The 16,069-nt window shown below is 50.9% G+C and carries 17 protein-coding genes and 1 other annotated feature; all 17 genes read right to left on the minus strand.

Going from position 1 to position 16,069, the window contains the following annotated elements; all coding sequences use genetic code 11:
* Nucleotide 1: 1 nt before the first annotated feature.
* The 17 genes from BBI15_RS10100 to BBI15_RS10180 all read right to left on the minus strand — a co-directional run bounded on the left by BBI15_RS10100 (nucleotide 2) and on the right by BBI15_RS10180 (nucleotide 16,066).
* On the minus strand, nucleotides 2-871 hold the full coding sequence (locus tag BBI15_RS10100; RefSeq protein ID WP_068872571.1) for an aspartate carbamoyltransferase catalytic subunit: 870 nt from the start codon (nucleotides 869-871) through the stop codon (nucleotides 2-4).
* Nucleotides 872-1,006: 135 nt separating this feature from the next.
* Complete coding sequence (locus tag BBI15_RS10105; protein ID WP_068869443.1) at nucleotides 1,007-2,296, minus strand: solute carrier family 23 protein; 1,290 nt, start codon at nucleotides 2,294-2,296, stop codon at nucleotides 1,007-1,009.
* Between the two features lie 31 nt (nucleotides 2,297-2,327).
* On the minus strand, nucleotides 2,328-2,867 hold the full coding sequence (gene pyrR, locus BBI15_RS10110) for a bifunctional pyr operon transcriptional regulator/uracil phosphoribosyltransferase PyrR (RefSeq protein WP_068872572.1): 540 nt from the start codon (nucleotides 2,865-2,867) through the stop codon (nucleotides 2,328-2,330).
* A gap of 219 nt (nucleotides 2,868-3,086) precedes the next feature.
* Nucleotides 3,087-3,989 (minus strand): RluA family pseudouridine synthase, encoded by a 903-nt coding sequence (locus BBI15_RS10115; protein ID WP_068869444.1) that lies wholly within the window; start codon nucleotides 3,987-3,989, stop codon nucleotides 3,087-3,089.
* Entirely contained in the window at nucleotides 3,989-4,462 is a 474-nt protein-coding gene (gene lspA, locus BBI15_RS10120; protein ID WP_208599429.1) for a signal peptidase II, read from the minus strand. Before lspA ends, BBI15_RS10115 begins: the two co-directional genes overlap by 1 nt.
* A 103-nt stretch (nucleotides 4,463-4,565) precedes the next feature.
* Nucleotides 4,566-7,328 (minus strand): isoleucine--tRNA ligase, encoded by a 2,763-nt coding sequence (gene ileS / locus BBI15_RS10125; RefSeq protein ID WP_068869446.1) that lies wholly within the window; start codon nucleotides 7,326-7,328, stop codon nucleotides 4,566-4,568.
* 44 nt (nucleotides 7,329-7,372) lie between these two features.
* Nucleotides 7,373-7,582: a binding site (T-box leader), on the minus strand.
* Nucleotides 7,583-7,631: 49 nt separating this feature from the next.
* Nucleotides 7,632-8,159, minus strand: coding sequence for a DivIVA domain-containing protein (locus BBI15_RS10130; RefSeq protein ID WP_068869447.1), 528 nt, complete (start codon nucleotides 8,157-8,159; stop codon nucleotides 7,632-7,634).
* Nucleotides 8,160-8,248: 89 nt separating this feature from the next.
* Entirely contained in the window at nucleotides 8,249-9,034 is a 786-nt protein-coding gene (locus BBI15_RS10135; RefSeq protein WP_068869448.1) for a YlmH family RNA-binding protein, read from the minus strand.
* Between the two features lie 154 nt (nucleotides 9,035-9,188).
* The gene (locus BBI15_RS10140; protein ID WP_068869449.1) at nucleotides 9,189-9,452 is read right to left on the minus strand and encodes a YggT family protein; all 264 of its coding nucleotides are present in this window, start codon (nucleotides 9,450-9,452) and stop codon (nucleotides 9,189-9,191) included.
* A gap of 18 nt (nucleotides 9,453-9,470) precedes the next feature.
* Nucleotides 9,471-9,974: a cell division protein SepF gene (locus BBI15_RS10145; RefSeq protein ID WP_068869450.1), complete on the minus strand. Its 504-nt coding sequence runs from the start codon at nucleotides 9,972-9,974 to the stop codon at nucleotides 9,471-9,473.
* Complete coding sequence (locus BBI15_RS10150; RefSeq protein WP_068869451.1) at nucleotides 9,971-10,642, minus strand: YggS family pyridoxal phosphate-dependent enzyme; 672 nt, start codon at nucleotides 10,640-10,642, stop codon at nucleotides 9,971-9,973. Before BBI15_RS10150 ends, BBI15_RS10145 begins: the two co-directional genes overlap by 4 nt.
* A 199-nt stretch (nucleotides 10,643-10,841) precedes the next feature.
* Nucleotides 10,842-12,032: a cell division protein FtsZ gene (gene ftsZ / locus BBI15_RS10155; RefSeq protein WP_068869452.1), complete on the minus strand. Its 1,191-nt coding sequence runs from the start codon at nucleotides 12,030-12,032 to the stop codon at nucleotides 10,842-10,844.
* A gap of 58 nt (nucleotides 12,033-12,090) precedes the next feature.
* Nucleotides 12,091-13,380 carry a cell division protein FtsA gene (gene ftsA, locus BBI15_RS10160; RefSeq protein ID WP_058383515.1) on the minus strand — a complete coding sequence of 430 codons (1,290 nt, stop codon included), beginning with the start codon at nucleotides 13,378-13,380 and terminating at the stop codon, nucleotides 12,091-12,093.
* Nucleotides 13,381-13,484: 104 nt separating this feature from the next.
* Entirely contained in the window at nucleotides 13,485-13,847 is a 363-nt protein-coding gene (locus tag BBI15_RS10165; protein WP_068869453.1) for a small basic family protein, read from the minus strand.
* Nucleotides 13,848-13,849: 2 nt separating this feature from the next.
* Nucleotides 13,850-14,566: a DUF881 domain-containing protein gene (locus tag BBI15_RS10170; RefSeq protein ID WP_068869454.1), complete on the minus strand. Its 717-nt coding sequence runs from the start codon at nucleotides 14,564-14,566 to the stop codon at nucleotides 13,850-13,852.
* Nucleotides 14,563-15,306: a DUF881 domain-containing protein gene (locus BBI15_RS10175; protein ID WP_084632825.1), complete on the minus strand. Its 744-nt coding sequence runs from the start codon at nucleotides 15,304-15,306 to the stop codon at nucleotides 14,563-14,565. The genes BBI15_RS10170 and BBI15_RS10175 overlap by 4 nt, the downstream gene beginning before the upstream one ends.
* On the minus strand, nucleotides 15,284-16,066 hold the full coding sequence (locus tag BBI15_RS10180; RefSeq protein WP_068869456.1) for a cell division protein FtsQ/DivIB: 783 nt from the start codon (nucleotides 16,064-16,066) through the stop codon (nucleotides 15,284-15,286). Before BBI15_RS10180 ends, BBI15_RS10175 begins: the two co-directional genes overlap by 23 nt.
* Between the last annotated feature and the right edge of the window lie 3 nt (nucleotides 16,067-16,069).

Genomic DNA, 16,069 nt, shown 5'->3' on the forward strand with positions numbered 1-16,069 from the left:
TTTACTCTCTCCCTTTCATTGCATATTCAAGTACAGCCATCCGGACGAAAACGCCGTTTTCCATTTGCTTGAAGATCCTTGAGCGCTTGCATTCGACAAGGGAATCGGCGATCTCCACTCCCCGGTTGATCGGGGCTGGGTGCATGATGATGGCACCTTTTTTCATTTTCCGTTCGCGTGCTTCTGTCAAGCCGAATTCTTTATGGTAGCGTTCCTTGGAAAAAAGGGCGGATACCGCATGGCGTTCATGCTGCACGCGGAGCATCATGACGACGTCCGTTTCGCCGATCAAGGCGTCCAAGTCATCGCTCGTCTCGTACTCGCCGCTCCATTCCTCCGGGCAGACGAAGCTGACGTTCGCGCCAAGCTGTTTCAGTGCGGCGGCGTTCGATTTGGCGACACGGCTATGGGCAATGTCGCCAACGATTGTTACATGGATGCCGTCGATCCGCCCGAATTCCTGGTGGATCGTATACAAATCGAGCAAGGATTGTGTCGGGTGCTGGCCTGAACCGTCTCCGCCGTTGATGATCGCCACTTTGCAGCCCGTTAGTTGCTCGTAATACGCTTCTTCCTCGTGGCGGATGATCACCGCCTTGACGCCGATCGCTTCCATCGTTTTCACCGTGTCGTACAGGGTTTCGCCTTTTAATATGCTGGAAAACGCCGTCTCGAATGGCAGGACGGAAAGCCCAAGCCGGTGTTCAGCCATTTCGAAGCTCATTTTTGTCCTTGTGCTCGGCTCGAAAAACAAATTGACGACCGCGCCGTCGAGTGTGGCCACTTCGCCCTTTTCAAACTGCTCTGCACGCTTCAGCAAGTGCATGATTTTGTCGTTTTCAAGATTGTCCATCGTTAACAGATTCGGCAATTCGCTCACGCCCTTTCATTGACTGTACAAAAAAACACCTTCCCAGGGGCAGGAAGGTGTGAGGAAATAAGGGTAGACTGCACCCTCATCCAAAACCCTTTCCATGCCTCTCTGGACATTCCTTAAAAGGTAAATTTATTCAGTTCCATCATCCACTTCCTGTTTATCAAGCCCAGGCAGGACCAAGTTCAACACAACGCCGACGATAGCGGCCAGAGCCATGCCTTCGATCGCGAACGATTCGCTGAACTCCAGTTTCGCTCCGCCGATCCCGATGACCAGGATGACAGATGAGATAACCAAGTTGCGGTTGTTGCCGAAATCGATGCCGTTATCGACGAGCATCCGCAGTCCCGATGAGGCAATGATGCCGAACAAGAGGATCGAGATGCCCCCGAGTACCGCAGTCGGGATGGTGTCGATAACCGCCATCAGTTTGCCGAAGAAGGAAAACAGGATGGCGAATACGGCCGCGCCGAGGATGACGTAAACGCTGAACACTTTCGTGATGGCGAGTACGCCGATGTTCTCGCCGTAAGTCGTTTTCGGCGGCCCCCCGACAAGCGAGGAGATGAACGTCCCGATTCCGTCGCCCAGAATCGAGCGGTGAAGGCCTGGGTCTTTTATGTAGTTGCGGTCGACAATCTTTCCAAGTACTAGCTGGTGGCCGATGTGCTCAGAAATCGTGACGATGGCGATCGGCACCATGACGAACAGGAGCGTCGGCGTCACTTGGAACGAGTAATCGATACCTGGCACGAGAAATTCCGGCACTTGGAACCAGTTCGCAGCAGCGACCGGGCTGAAGTCGATGATGCCGATCATCGCCGAGTAGGCGTAACCCACGATGATGCCGATCAGGATCGGCATGAGCGAGATGATGTTCTTGAAGTAGATATTGCAGATGATCGCCGTAATGAGCGTCACTAAGGCTGCCGAGAAATGCAGCAGGCTGTATTCGGACCCCCCGTCTGCCGTGGGGATGTTCATGGCCATGTCGACCGCTGTCCCGGACAGTGCCAGCCCGATGACGATGATGACTGGGCCGACGACAATCGGCGGCAAGAGTTTCATGAGCCATTTATAGCCGGTCTTCCAGATGATCAGCGAGACGATTGCGTAGACCAAGGAGACGAACATGGCGCCGATCATCGCTGAGCCGATGCCGCCTGTTTCCGTCGCGATCTGGATCGGGACGATAAAGGCGAATGAGGAACCGAGATACGCCGGCACCTTGAATTGCGTGATGAGGACGAAAATGATGGTGGCGATGCCGCTCGTCAATAGCGCGATCGCAGGGCTCAATCCAACCAGCTGCGGCACGAGGATCGTTGCGCCGAACATGGCGAACATGTGCTGCAGGCTAAGGGAAATCCATTGCCCCGTTTTTGGTTTATCGTGTATGTCTAGAATGGCATTGCTCAAGCTGTTTCTCCCCTGTCCCTAATAGTAGTCCTTAGTCATTGATGGTGACGCGGTCGGTGCTGTCGCTTTCTGTCATCTCGACCACAATCCGTTCTTCGCTCGAGGTCGGGATGTTTTTCCCGACATAATCGGAGCGGATCGGCAACTCCCGGTGTCCCCGGTCGATCAGGACGGCGAGCTGGATCTGTGCCGGCCGGCCGAGGTCCATGACCGCGTCCATAGCTGCGCGTACAGTGCGTCCGGTGTAGAGGACGTCGTCAACCAGGATGACTTTCCGGTCTTTGATGCTGTGCTCAATATCGACTTGCTGGACGAGCGGCTCCTGCCCCGGGTTTTTCTGGCTCAGGTCATCCCGGTAAAGCGTGATGTCCAGTTCTCCAGTCAGAATGGCTTTGCCTTCGATTTGTTCGATTTTCTCCGCCAAACGCTTGGCGATGAATGCGCCTCTTGTTTTGATGCCGACCAAGATGCAGCCGTCGATTCCTTTATTGCGCTCGATGATTTCGTGGGCGATCCGTGTAATTGCGCGCCCGATTGCCTTGTCATCAAGAATGACCGCTTTTTCTGCCATGTGTTCCACTCCTTTATGATTGCATTGAAATTTCTGCATGAAAAAACCCTCCGCCAGAAGAGGCGAAGGGTGCATAAGCGCAGAAAAAAACCTTCCGGAAGACACACTTCCGGCTTTGCGAATATCCCTTTTCAGCCTCTCTGGACTGTTCTTAAAGGTGATGCGTATTCAGTTGACTGGTCTAAGTATAAAGAACAGCCATTTCATTTGTCAACCCCCTCAGCGGAGAGTCTCGAGAAGTTCTTCGAATTCAGCTGGCAAAGCAGACGAGAATTCCAAGTATTCCTTCGTCCGTGGATGGATAAAACCGATGACGGCGGCATGCAAAGCCTGGCCACCGATATCCATCGTTTTTCTCGGGCCGTATTTCGGGTCCCCGGCAAGCGGAAATCCGATATAGCGCATATGGACACGGATCTGGTGCGTACGGCCGGTTTCAAGCCGGCATTCCACCAATGTGAAATTGCCGAAACGCTCAAGTACGGTGAAATGCGTCACCGCATGCTTGCCTTTATCGACAACGGCCATCTTCTGGCGTTCCTTCGGGTCGCGTGCGATCGGTGCATCGATGGTGCCTTTATCATGGGCGATATGTCCATGGACAAGCGCGATGTATTTGCGCGTCACGGATTTTTCGACCAATTGCTCTACCAAAGAAGCATGCGCAAGGTCGTTTTTCGCAACCATCAACAAGCCCGACGTGTCTTTATCGATGCGGTGGACGATCCCCGGGCGCACCACGCCGTTGATGCCGGACAAGTCGGTGCAATGGTACATGAGGCCATTGACGAGCGTGCCGCTCGCGTGTCCCGGTGCCGGATGGACGACCATGCCTTTCGGTTTGTTGACGACGAGCACGTCTTCATCTTCGTAGACGATATCGAGATCCAGGTTTTCCGGTTCTGCATCCAATTCTTCCAATAGCGGCGGCGTGATGAGGATCTCGTCTTCCAGGCGCACTTTGTAATTGGGCTTCACCGTTTCACCGTTCACTTTGATATGGCCATCTTTGACCCAATTGCTGATCTGTGAGCGCGACCATTCCTCATCGACTGCAGAGATCACTTTGTCGATGCGTTCGCCTTTTTGTTCTTCTGTAATGTTTATTGTCAATTCTTCCATTAAGACACCTTTTTCTTTTGTTGTTTTTCATCCATGATCACGAAAATGACCATTAAGACGACCCCAATGGTCAATGCAGCATCCGCAACATTGAAGATCGGAAAGTCATAATTGATTACTGGAATCAGCACATCGACAAAATCGACGACTTCACCACGGTACATCCGGTCGATGAAATTACCGATTGCGCCTCCTAGTAGCACCATCAGCGCTAATTGAAACAGCGGCTGTCCGCCGGCATGCTTATGGAAATAATAAAGAATCGCCACAATCACTACGATAGTGATGACGGCAAATAGCCACATTTGCCCTTCGAGCATCCCCCACGCCGCGCCGCGGTTGCGGTGGGAAAGCCATCCGAGATACGGTTCGAGCACAGGAATCCGTTCCCCGAGCTCCATATTTTTGACGACCAGCCATTTGGTCCATTGATCCAATGCAATAATCAGTAAAGCAATCCCATAATAAATCACTTGTAGTTCCCCCGTCATTCATCAGTCTATTCATTTTAACACAGAGCAGGCGAAAAAAGAAAAAGTCCGAAAGCCGGATAACCGGCTTTCGGACCGTTCAAGCTCAAGCGTATTCGATTTCAACGACTTCCGCACAACGCGGGCAAAGTTCCGGATGTGCTTCCGATTCGCCGACATGCTTGGAGATCGTCCAGCAGCGGCCGCATTTCTCGCCTTGTGCTTTTTCGACGACGACTGACACTTCGTCAAGTGACAGCGCATTTTCCGGTGCTTGTTCTCTCGCCCCGCCGAATTCGTATTCGGAAACGATGAACAATTGCGCGAGGTTCGAATCGATCGCCGGCAATAAGTTCGCCAATTCGTCACTTGCGTAGAGCGTCACTTTCGCTTCGAGCGATTTCCCGATCGTTTTCGCAGCACGCGCTTCTTCCAATGCTTTCAAGACATCGTCGCGGACGTCCATGAAGCGTCCCCATTTCTCTTCAAGATCCTTGAACTCAGGACGCTCCACTGCCTCAGGGAAGTCGGTCAATTGGACGCTTTCTTCTGAAGCGGAATCCAAGTACGACCACATTTCATCCGCTGTATGCGGGAGGATCGGGGATGCCAGCTTGACGAGCGCCATCAAGCTGTCGAACATCACGGTCTGCATCGCACGGCGGTGCGGGTGGTCCGCGCGTTCGATATAGACGACATCTTTTGCGACATCAAGGTAGAATGAGCTAAGATCATTTGCGCAATAACTGTTCAGCGCATGGTAGACAGAGGAGAATTCATAATTCTCGTAGCCTTTAGTAGCCGTATCGATCAGTTTGTTCAATTTCATGGCCATATACTGGTCCATCTCGCGCATGTCTTCAAACGGCACGCGGTTTGTTTTCTCATCGAAATCAGCCAAGTTGCCGTGAAGGAATTTCAGCGTGTTGCGGATCTTGCGGTACACTTCAGACACTTGCTTGAAGTTATCATCCGATACGCGCACATCCGCCGTGTAATCGACAGAAGAAACCCATAGGCGCAGGATATCCGCTCCCATTTGGTTCATCACTTTTGCCGGCACGATGACGTTGCCGAGCGATTTGCTCATCTTGCGGCCGTTGCCGTCCAATGTAAAGCCGTGGCTCAAGACGCCTTTATACGGAGCGATGCCGTTGATGGCGACACTCGTCGTAAGCGATGAGTTGAACCAGCCGCGGTATTGATCGGAGCCTTCCAGGTACAGGTCTGCCGGATACTGCAGGTCTTCGCGCTCATCAAGCACCGCCTGATGGGATGATCCTGAATCGAACCAAACATCCATGATGTCCATTTCTTTCGTGAAGATGCCGTTCGGGCTGCTCGGGTGTGTAAAGCCTTCCGGCAATAGTTCAGCTGCTGTACGCTCGAACCAGATGTTCGATCCGTGTTCGCGGAAGAGATCCGCGATATGTGCAATCGTTTCTTCCGTGATGACCGGGTCGCCGTTTTCCGCATAGAATACCGGAATCGGCACGCCCCACACGCGCTGGCGGGAAATGTTCCAGTCACCGCGGTCACGCAGCATATTGTAAAGGCGTGTTTCACCCCATGCTGGCGTGAACTCCGTCTCGTCGATCGCTTTTAGGATCTGGTCGCGGAACGCATCGATCGATACGAACCATTGCGCCGTCGCCCGGTAGATGACCGGTTTTTTCGTGCGCCAGTCATGCGGGTATGAGTGGGTGATGAACGTCAAGGCTTCCAAGGCACCTGCCTCGTCGAGCGCTTCTGTGATCGATTTATTCGCTTTGTCGTAGAACTCACCGGCAAACCCTGGCGCTTCCTCTGTCATGACGCCGCGCTCATCGACCGGGCATAGAACATCCAAGCCATATTTCTTGCCGATCAAAAAGTCATCTTCCCCGTGTCCAGGAGCGGTGTGGACGCAGCCCGTACCGGAATCGGTCGTGACGTGCTCGCCGAGCATGACGAGTGACGTACGGTCATACAATGGGTGTTTCGCCTCGATATGTTCCAGTTCCTGGCCTTTCACTGTGCGGACGACTTCATGATCCGTCCATTCCAGCTCTTTAGCCACTTCTTCAAGCAAATCTTTTGCGACGACGAATGTCGAACCGCCATGAGCAACTTCTACGTAATCCAAATCCGCATGGACAGAAATCCCGAGGTTGGCAGGGATTGTCCAAGGCGTTGTCGTCCAGATGACCAGCTTCGTGCCTTCATCCAAAACGCCCTTTCCGTCCGTTACAGGGAAGGATACATAGATTGATGGGGATTTTTTGTCGTGATACTCAATCTCCGCTTCAGCAAGTGAGGATTCACTTGACGGAGACCAGTAGACCGGCTTCAAGCCTTTATAGATATAGCCCTTATTCGCCATTTTGCCGAATACTTCGATCTGGCGTGCTTCGTAAGAAGGTTTCAACGTGACATATGGGTTTTCCCAGTCGCCTCGTACGCCAATGCGCTTGAATTGTGAGCGCTGGCTGTCGATCTGCTCGTAAGCATATTCTTCGCAAAGCTTGCGGAATTCAGCGAGCGACAACTCTTTGCGGTTGACCCCTTTATTGGTCAACGCCTGTTCGATCGGCAAGCCGTGCGTATCCCAGCCCGGCACATACGGGGCATGGTAGCCCATCATGCTGCGCGAGCGGACGATCATGTCTTTCAGGACTTTGTTCAAGGCATGTCCCATGTGGAGGTCGCCGTTTGCGTACGGAGGCCCGTCATGAAGCACGAAGAACGGGCGGCCTTTCGTGCGGTCCTGCACTTTTTTATAGATGTCCATTTCTTCCCATTTCTTTTGCATTTCAGGTTCCCGGTTCGGCAAATTGCCGCGCATCGGAAACTCGGTTTTCGGCATCAATAATGTATCTTTATAATCCATTTTCCATTCCTCCTGTAAGCATAATAAAAAGCCTCCCATCCCTGGAAAGGGACGAGAAGCTCGCGGTACCACCCTTGTTGCAGCTAAATGCTGCCAACTCGACACCGTAACGTGGCGGGGACGGGCCCGGTTACTTAGCGTTCACCGGTCCAGCTCAGGAGTGATTTTCCAAGACGGTCCCGCGCCAGGCTTCCACCGCCCCCGGCTCGCTCGATCGGATGTCCGTTTCGTACTGTCTCCATCATTGCGTTTATAAGTATGTCGTAATTATAGAAGCTGAATAGATCCCAGTCAAGAGCGGGCTTATTCCTTTGCAGCGCTTTCTGCTTCGTTCTTCTCGATCCGGTCAAGGTTTTCCGTGTCCAGATCGTATTCAAGCAAGGTATTCCAGTCTTCCGTCTCGATCAAATCCAGCTGCGCTTCCACCAGCATCTTGAAACGGTTGCGGAAAATCTTCGACTGCTTTTTCAATTCTTCGATTTCGGTCGCGATGCGGCGTGCTTTCGCAAGCGATTCATTGACGATGCGGTCTGCATTTTTCTCTGCTTCCTGCACAATCAGGTCTGCTTCTTTTTGTGCGTTGCGGCGGACTTCTTCGGACGCTTCCTGCGCCACGAAGATGGACTTCTGCAAAGTCGTTTCCAGATTGGTGAAATGACCCATGCGCTCGTCCGTGGATTTCATGCGCTCTTCCATCTCATTCCGTTCTTTGATGACTTTTTCGTAATCCTTCATGATTTGCTCGAGGAATTCATTGACCTCATCTTCTTGATAACCGCGGAATGCGCGGCTGAACTCTTTATTATGTATATCTAATGGTGATAAAGGCATCGTATCTCTCCTTACTCTCTGCATGTTTACACTCATTATACCTGTCATGGCGAGAAATTTCAGTACTATTCGCTACATTCGGCATGGATTTATTTTTTCAATTCCAATTTACCGACCTGCAGGCGGATCTTGTCCTTTTTCGTCCGCCCTTCGATTGCGATGATTTGCACGCGCCCAAGCCCTCGCGTCGAAATCAAATCGGATTCGTGCAGTTCGAACGAGACGCTTTCTTGGGCCGTCCAATTGACTTTCACTTTCCCCCCATTGATCAGCGCCGCCGCTTTTTGCCGGGAGATATTATAGACCGAGCTCATGACCGTATCCAGCCGCAGCGAACTGACCGTATGCGCCTGTTCCGTCCACTCCTCGATGACCGGGAGATAATCGGCGGGGTCGCCCACTTCTTCAAGCTGGACTTTCACTTTTCCGGCGCTCGTGAAATTGGCGCGCAAATACGGCGCGATTTCCGCCATCACTGCCAGTTGCACGATGCCGTCATCGATCCGGATGTCCCCGAACTTCCCTCTTTCCAATCCCAGCGACATGAGTGCGCCAAGAATGTCCGGATGTTTCAACGTCACGAATTTGGCGGGGTAGCGCAGCTCGAACATGGTGATTTGGAAATCCCTTTCTTCCGGCACATAATAGGAGGGATGCAACAGGACGCGTTGGCGCTCTGCCTGGCCGAACAAGCCGGAAGCAGCCATTTGCACATCACGCCCGCCGATCAGCGATTTGACGATGAAGCGCTGGCGCGGGTCCAGGAAATCCGTGAGTTTCGGCGCATACATATCTTCCACATCTTGCAGCCAGTCCGATGCCTGCTCGATAAATTGTTGTTCGTCTTTACGGAAATGCTGGAATATCTCTTCCATGGGCCGTTCCCTCCGGTTTCTTGGATTCGTTCATTGTCTAACTAGCATTCTACATAGTCTCGGAAAATCCCTTTCACCGTTCGCCCCAACTAAAAAAGACAGAGAACTGGATTCTCCGTCTTCTTATATCAGCTGGCGATTATTCAGCTTCTTATCAGAGAAGGTACTGCGCCAATGTGATGATGCCTTGGCTCGCGAGGCTCAAAGTGAAAATGGCCACAATCGGCGAGATATCGATCATGCCGATCGGCGGGATGAAGCGGCGGAAAATATCCAGATACGGATCCGTGATCCGTGAGATCATCTGCCCGAATGCGGACTCCTTGATGCTCGGCACCCAGCTCATGAAGACGCTGATGATCAGGATATAAAAGTAGATGTTTATTGCGCTTAGCAATAAGTTTACGATAAGATACATTCGATTTTAAGCACCTTTCTATTGTTGATCGTCGTGATAATAATCGGAGATGGCGCCATCGACTTCGACCGTGTCCGGCACACAAAGGAAAATGTCAGTGCCGATGCGCTGGATATCCCCTCCCAGTGCATAGACGGTGCCGCTCAGGAAATCGATGATCCGAAGGCCCTGGTCCCGTTCGATGCGCTGCAAGTTGACCACGACGGCCTGTTTCGTTTTCAAGCTTTCCGCGATGTCCTGTGCTTCTGCATAGACACGTGGTTCCGCCAAGCTGACTTTTGATGATGAAGCAGATGCATTCTGCAAATTGACTATATTCTGCACGGTAGGTTCCTCCAAATTCTCACGGCGTTCTTTCACTGGCTTCGGTGCTTTCGCCACTTTCTTCTGCGGCTGTTCGGCAGCTGCCGGGGCAGGCTTTTCATAGCGCTGCACAGGGCGCTGCTTGCGTTCCTCCTGGACGGGCTCTTCTTCGTACTCGTCCAGGTAAAAGAAATTCTTGAATTTATCTTTCATGCTCATCTTTCCGCCTCACTTTCCGACCCCACCAATGCGGTCCCGACGCGGACGAATGTCGCGCCTTCTTCAGCCGCAATCAGGTAATCATTCGACATGCCCATCGACAGTTCCGTACAAGGGGCATGCGCCCATTTCTTGGCTGCAACTTGCAGCTGCAAATCTTTCAAGCCTCTGAATGTAGCTCTTAATAGCGCTTCGTCCTCTGTATTCGGCGCCATGGTCATCAAGCCGACCACCTGTATCTTATCAAAATCCTTCAAGGATTCGATAAACGCGGGAACTTCCACAGGAGAAAATCCGCTTTTTGATTCCTCCCCCGAAACATTGACCTGGACAAAGCACTTGACGGGTTTATCGGCACGTTTCTGGATCTCTTTCGCCAAACTCAGGCGGTCCAGTGAATGGAGGTAATCGATGAGTCCGATCACTTCTTTGACTTTCCGTGACTGGAGAGAACCGATATAATGCCAACAAACATCCCCTTCAATCGATCCATGCTTCAGCTTAAGGCCTTCAGGACGATTTTCGCCGAGATGGCGGATGCCCGCATCGACGGCTTCCTGTGTTCTGTCGATTCCGACTTGTTTGGTGACTGCGACGATTTCAATGCCGCTATGGATTCGATTTAATGTATGGGCCATTTCTTCAAATTTCGGTTTAATCGCTTTCATATGCTCACAACTTTTCTATAGACGTTCACTTTATTGTACCAAGCTGGAGCTGAATTATCAATTCAGCCTGGCATTAAAACAACAAAGCCGGACAATTTTCAACAAAATTATGAATGGCAGAGGGCAAGTGATTCCGAAACTGGCTTTTCGCGTCCAAACATATAAAAAAACAGCTGCCGGATCGGCAGCTGTTTTCCTATTAACGGCGCTTTTGTCTGTTGCGCAGGAATGTCGGGATATCCAAAGCATCTTCACTTTGCTTATCCTGGCGCTGAGGCTCCTGGTTGTAATAAGGAGCCTGCTCTTCGCGGCGCTGTGACTGTTCTTCGCGGCGTGCTTCACGGATGGAAGGGGCCGGGTTTTGCTGTTGGATCGATTGGATGCGGTTTGCATTCAATCCGGATCCGCGTGGCGCGCGTCCAGCCGGGTTCAACAATTCTTCGTTAAAGCCGGTAGCGATGACCGTGACAACGATTTCGTCTTTCAAGTTGTCATTGATGACGGAACCGAAGATCATGTTCACTTCTTCATCCGATGCTGACGCGACGATATCGGCAGCTTCCTGTACCTCATACAGGCTCAAGTTCGATCCGCCTGTAATGTTCATGAGGACACCTTTTGCCCCATCGACAGATACTTCAAGCAACGGGCTCGATACTGCTTTTTTCGCAGCTTCAGCAGCACGGTTCTCTCCTGAAGAGACACCGATACCCATGAGTGCAGAGCCTTTGTTGGACATGATCGTTTTCACATCGGCAAAGTCAAGGTTGATAAGACCAGGAACTGCGATCAAATCAGAGATGCCTTGTACACCTTGGCGAAGAACATTATCCGCTTCACGGAATGCTTCTAGCATCGGCGTATTTTTGTCTACGATTTCAAGTAGGCGGTCGTTCGGGATAACGATCAATGTATCGACTGACTCTTTCATCGTTGCGATTCCGCCGATAGCCTGAGTTGAGCGCTTGCGCCCTTCGAATGTGAACGGGCGAGTAACGACGCCCACTGTCAAAGCGCCAAGTTCTTTGGCGATGCCTGCGATGACAGGTGCAGCACCCGTACCAGTGCCTCCGCCCATACCGGCAGTGACGAAGACCATATCGGCTCCGCGCAAAGCTTCTTCTATCTGTTCTTTGCTTTCTTCTGCTGCTTTTTTCCCGACATCCGGGTTAGCGCCAGCGCCAAGGCCGCGCGTCAATTTTCCGCCGATTTGCAGGCGTGTTTCCGCTTTCGAAAGGTTCAAGGCTTGCGCATCTGTGTTGACAGCGATGAATTCCACCCCTTGAACTCCATGTTCGATCATCCGGTTGACTGCGTTGTTTCCGCCGCCACCGACACCAATGACTTTAATTACGGCTAATGCATCGATATTTGTATCAAATTCCAACATTCTTTTTTCCTCCTAAGATTGCTCAGCTTTTGAACATAAGCCGGACACAATGATGATTTTATTCAAAAAAACGATCAAACATTTTTTTGGCTTTGCTTACGACACCTTCGTTATCCTGTTTCGGTTGTTTCGGCTGCTTTTGCTTTTTCGGCTGCTGCTCCACATACTCAGGTTTCTGCGAATGTGTCGCTGCTGAACTATGGCCGACGTTTCCGTAGAACAAATCTTCTGCGTAAGCGTATTGGATCAATCCGACCGCTGTTGTGTACTGCGGCTCGCGAACTCCGATGAATTCAGGCGTGAACAAGCGCACCCGCGTTTGGAGAATGCTTCTAGCCAGCTCTGGAAGGCCGTCCATTTTGGCCATTCCGCCTGTCAATACGACACCACCAGGCAGCTCATCGACGCCGAGGCGGTACAACTCATCTAAAATCAATTCGAAAAGTTCTTCCATGCGAACTCCGATTATTTCAGATATGTATTTTTGGCTGTATTGTTCTCTTGAATCCGAACCGATTACCGGCACTTCGAACACTTCTTCTTCAGAAGCATCATCAAAGAATGCGTGGCCGTGCTCAAGCTTGATTTTTTCAGCTTGCTCCGTCGGGGTTTTCAAAACGATCGACAAATCTTTCGTTACATGGTCGCCCCCGACTGGAATGACGGATGCTGCACGCAGGTGGCCATCGCGGAATACTGCGATGGAAGTCGAACCTCCACCGATATCGATACAGGCCGTTCCGTGGTTTTTTTCATCTTCTGTTAATGCGTAGCTTCCGGCTACGAGCGGCTGCACATAGATCTCGCGGATTTCAAGGCCGGCACGTTCAACGCAGCGCAACACATTGTGCAAGACCGTTTTCGAAGTCGTCACCATTGTACCATCCATTTCAAGTCGGATGCCGATCATGCCCCTTGGATCTTTGATCTCGCCCAAGTGGTCGACAACATATTCTTCAGGAATGATATTGACCAGCTCACGTTCTGGCGGGATCGACATCACTTGTGCCGCTTCCAAAACGCGTTCCAGATCCTCATCTGTAATTTCACGGTTCTCGCTGTTCACTGCAACGATGCCCTTAACCGGCTGCAATGCCACCTGGTTGGCCGGGATGCCCAGCACCACTTCGTGTATTTCCTTGCCGATCATGCGCTCTGCTTGGTCGACGGCTTTTTTAATGGACTGGACAGTTGCATCTATATCAACAATCGCACCTTTTTTGATTCCATTAGATTTGACGTTGCCCACGCCGATGACGTGCAACGATTTATTGGTCATTTCCCCGATCAATACTTTGACGGAGGAAGACCCGATATCCAAACTTACATATAATTCTGATTGACTCAACTCGTGGCACCTCCTTATAAAACTTCTCTACATTACATTCTATTGTAAAATACACACCTTGTCTAAGTAAAATAGCGAAACTTAGAAAATTTTCCTGCAATTCGTCAATTTGCCTCACCAAGCTTCTTTTTTTCGGCCCATTTCGTAAGCAGAATGCGGCGGATCACCGCAATATTCTGGAATAGCCGGACGCCGAACGCGAAAATGGCTGCCAAATACAAATCTACACCTAAATGGACTCCGAGAAAAGCAAGGCCTGCAGCAAGCATAATATTGAAGAAAAAGCCCGATACGAAGACTTTATCGTCGTATACCTGCTGTAAATGGGCCCGTATGCCCCCGAAGAGTGTATCCAAGGAAGCCAGCACTGCTATCGACAAATAACTGGCGTATTCAGGCGGTATTCGGATATCCGTCAGCAAGCCGAGCGAAACGCCCAGCAGCAATCCAAGAATCGAGATCCACATGCCTATTCCCCCTCTCCAGCTTCAAGATGTTCCATGCTGATCTCTTCATCAAAAGCCGGCAGCTCCAAATCTTCTTGTGGCTCCGAAATGGCTATCGTCAAATCGTCTATGTAAAAATCGTCATGAATCGCGGATGCCGTCAAATAACTGGAAAGCTTTCGCGCTTCTTCCATGCTTTCTGCCGTGATGCCGATCGTGAACGGAGGTGTGGAAATGGGGTCCGCGTTCACCGTCGTGTAGCCATTGATATCGCGTATTGCCGTCGTATTGATGACACGCTCCCCAGCGATCGATAGTTCGATACTTTCGAAGCGGTTGATTTCATTCACTAAGCGGATCAACAAATCCGGCGGGATTTCCGTTATTTCGGTTCCGAGCGCAACCGCTTCAAGCGAAGGGCTGATCTCGAGTTCGACTCCCGGCCCCCTGATTTGCGTAAGGCCGGCTGCGACACGCAAATCTTCGACCGTTTCCTTCAAGATGGCTTCAGGGTCTTGAGTCGCTTTATCGCTATACTTGCCAAGTGTATCATCCAGCAAACTGATTTCCGACAGCAATTCTGAATGCACTTGCTTTTCACGCGATAATTGCTGGCGGATTTCCCATGTATCACGGGAGTCCCGGCTATCCTCCATGTTCACTGTATTGTATTGTGTGGCACTCATAAAACCGATGACAAAAAGAATGACCGTAAAACGGCCAGTGATGCGTTTTTTCATCGTGATCCCCCTGTATCCAATTCCGACAACAATGCCGGCATACGGATGGATTGTCCCGAATCGAGCGTGATAATGATGTTATCGTTGACGAGCTGGTCCTGGACGCCCCCCGGCAATTCCATGGAGGCAGTCAAAACTTCAGGGCTTCCGATCGCTTCGATGGTAAAAGGCGCAGGGTGCTGTATCCCATCCACTGTTATGACAGGGCCTGTACAGACAATATGGGAATTGCCATGAATCCGCTGCCCATTTACGGCAATCGCCTCGGCTCCGGAAATATAAAGTTCGTTGATGACTTGAAACACATGGCTTTCATGGACTATATAATCATTCGGGTTAACGTGATCAGCTGTGTAATCGCCATCCTCAAGAGTCACTTTCAAGCCTTTCCCCATAACCGGAACAAGCCCGAGGAAGCGTCTTAATTCTTCTGCCTCCCGGGCGTATTCCGTATAGTTTTCCTCGCCGTCCACCACGGACCGTTCGAATTCCTGAACGGCTTTTTGCTTGTCTCCCAGCTCTTCCCGCAATTCCTTATTGCGTTCCTGCTGCTCGATCAATTCTTTCCGGTATTGTTCTTTTTGTTCAAAAAAGCTGGCTCCCGTAAAATCACTTTCCGCTTCCCGCTGGTTCGACAAACTATAGGAATAGGCCATGATGAAGCCGAGCACCAAGAAGACCAGTGAAAAGATGATTGACTTGCTTATGCTTTTGCGGTCATTCTTCTTCGGCATTTTCAAGTTCCTCACCCGCTTCCGCCAAACCGAACACATCGTTATAGGAGCGGAAATAGATCCCGACCTCCATGTCGATGATGCCTTTCCGGTCTTCCAATTGGGCTGTGACAGAAGGATAGTAATTTATCTTCTCTGCCATGGTCGATAGAATCGCCTTGATTTCGTTTCCGTCATTCATGTAGATCGTGATGTAATCCGCGCGTTCCTGTTCCGTATCCAAAATAACTTGTGAGATGAGATTCTGGACTTCCGGATCGGTTTTGACCAATTCCTCGATCAGCGCTTCCCGTTTCGCCTCATCTTCGAAATTCGAAAAGATGGGGCCTTCCACGATACTGATTGGCTGGTTGAGCACCACGCCATTCGACAGGACCACCTGGTAGCTATTACCTTGGTCCAAATAACCCATTTCTACGAACTCCTCGATTTCAATTTCAACGGAGGTCAACCATTTCTTTTCGACAGTGGCAGATTTGACCCATTCAAGCGATTCAATTTCTTGCTCGATCTCCCCGCTGTCGAATGACCACATCGAATCCCCAACCGCCAAGGTGCTTGCTTGCCTATAGCTCTCTCCATCGAATAACTCAGCACCTGTGACTTTGATGTCACGGATTTCGCTATAAGTAGACTGGCTGTATAAAAGAATGAACAACAACGAAACGAAAACGGTCAATAAAGCTGCAAACTTGCGGTTCGACCTTTTCCTGCGCCGCTCCCGGAGCGTTGGTATGCGTTCTTCGATGTCTATAACTTTGTCCATATC

Origin of the sequence: Planococcus plakortidis (genome assembly GCF_001687605.2) — a bacterium.
Lineage (GTDB): Bacteria > Bacillota > Bacilli > Bacillales_A > Planococcaceae > Planococcus > Planococcus plakortidis.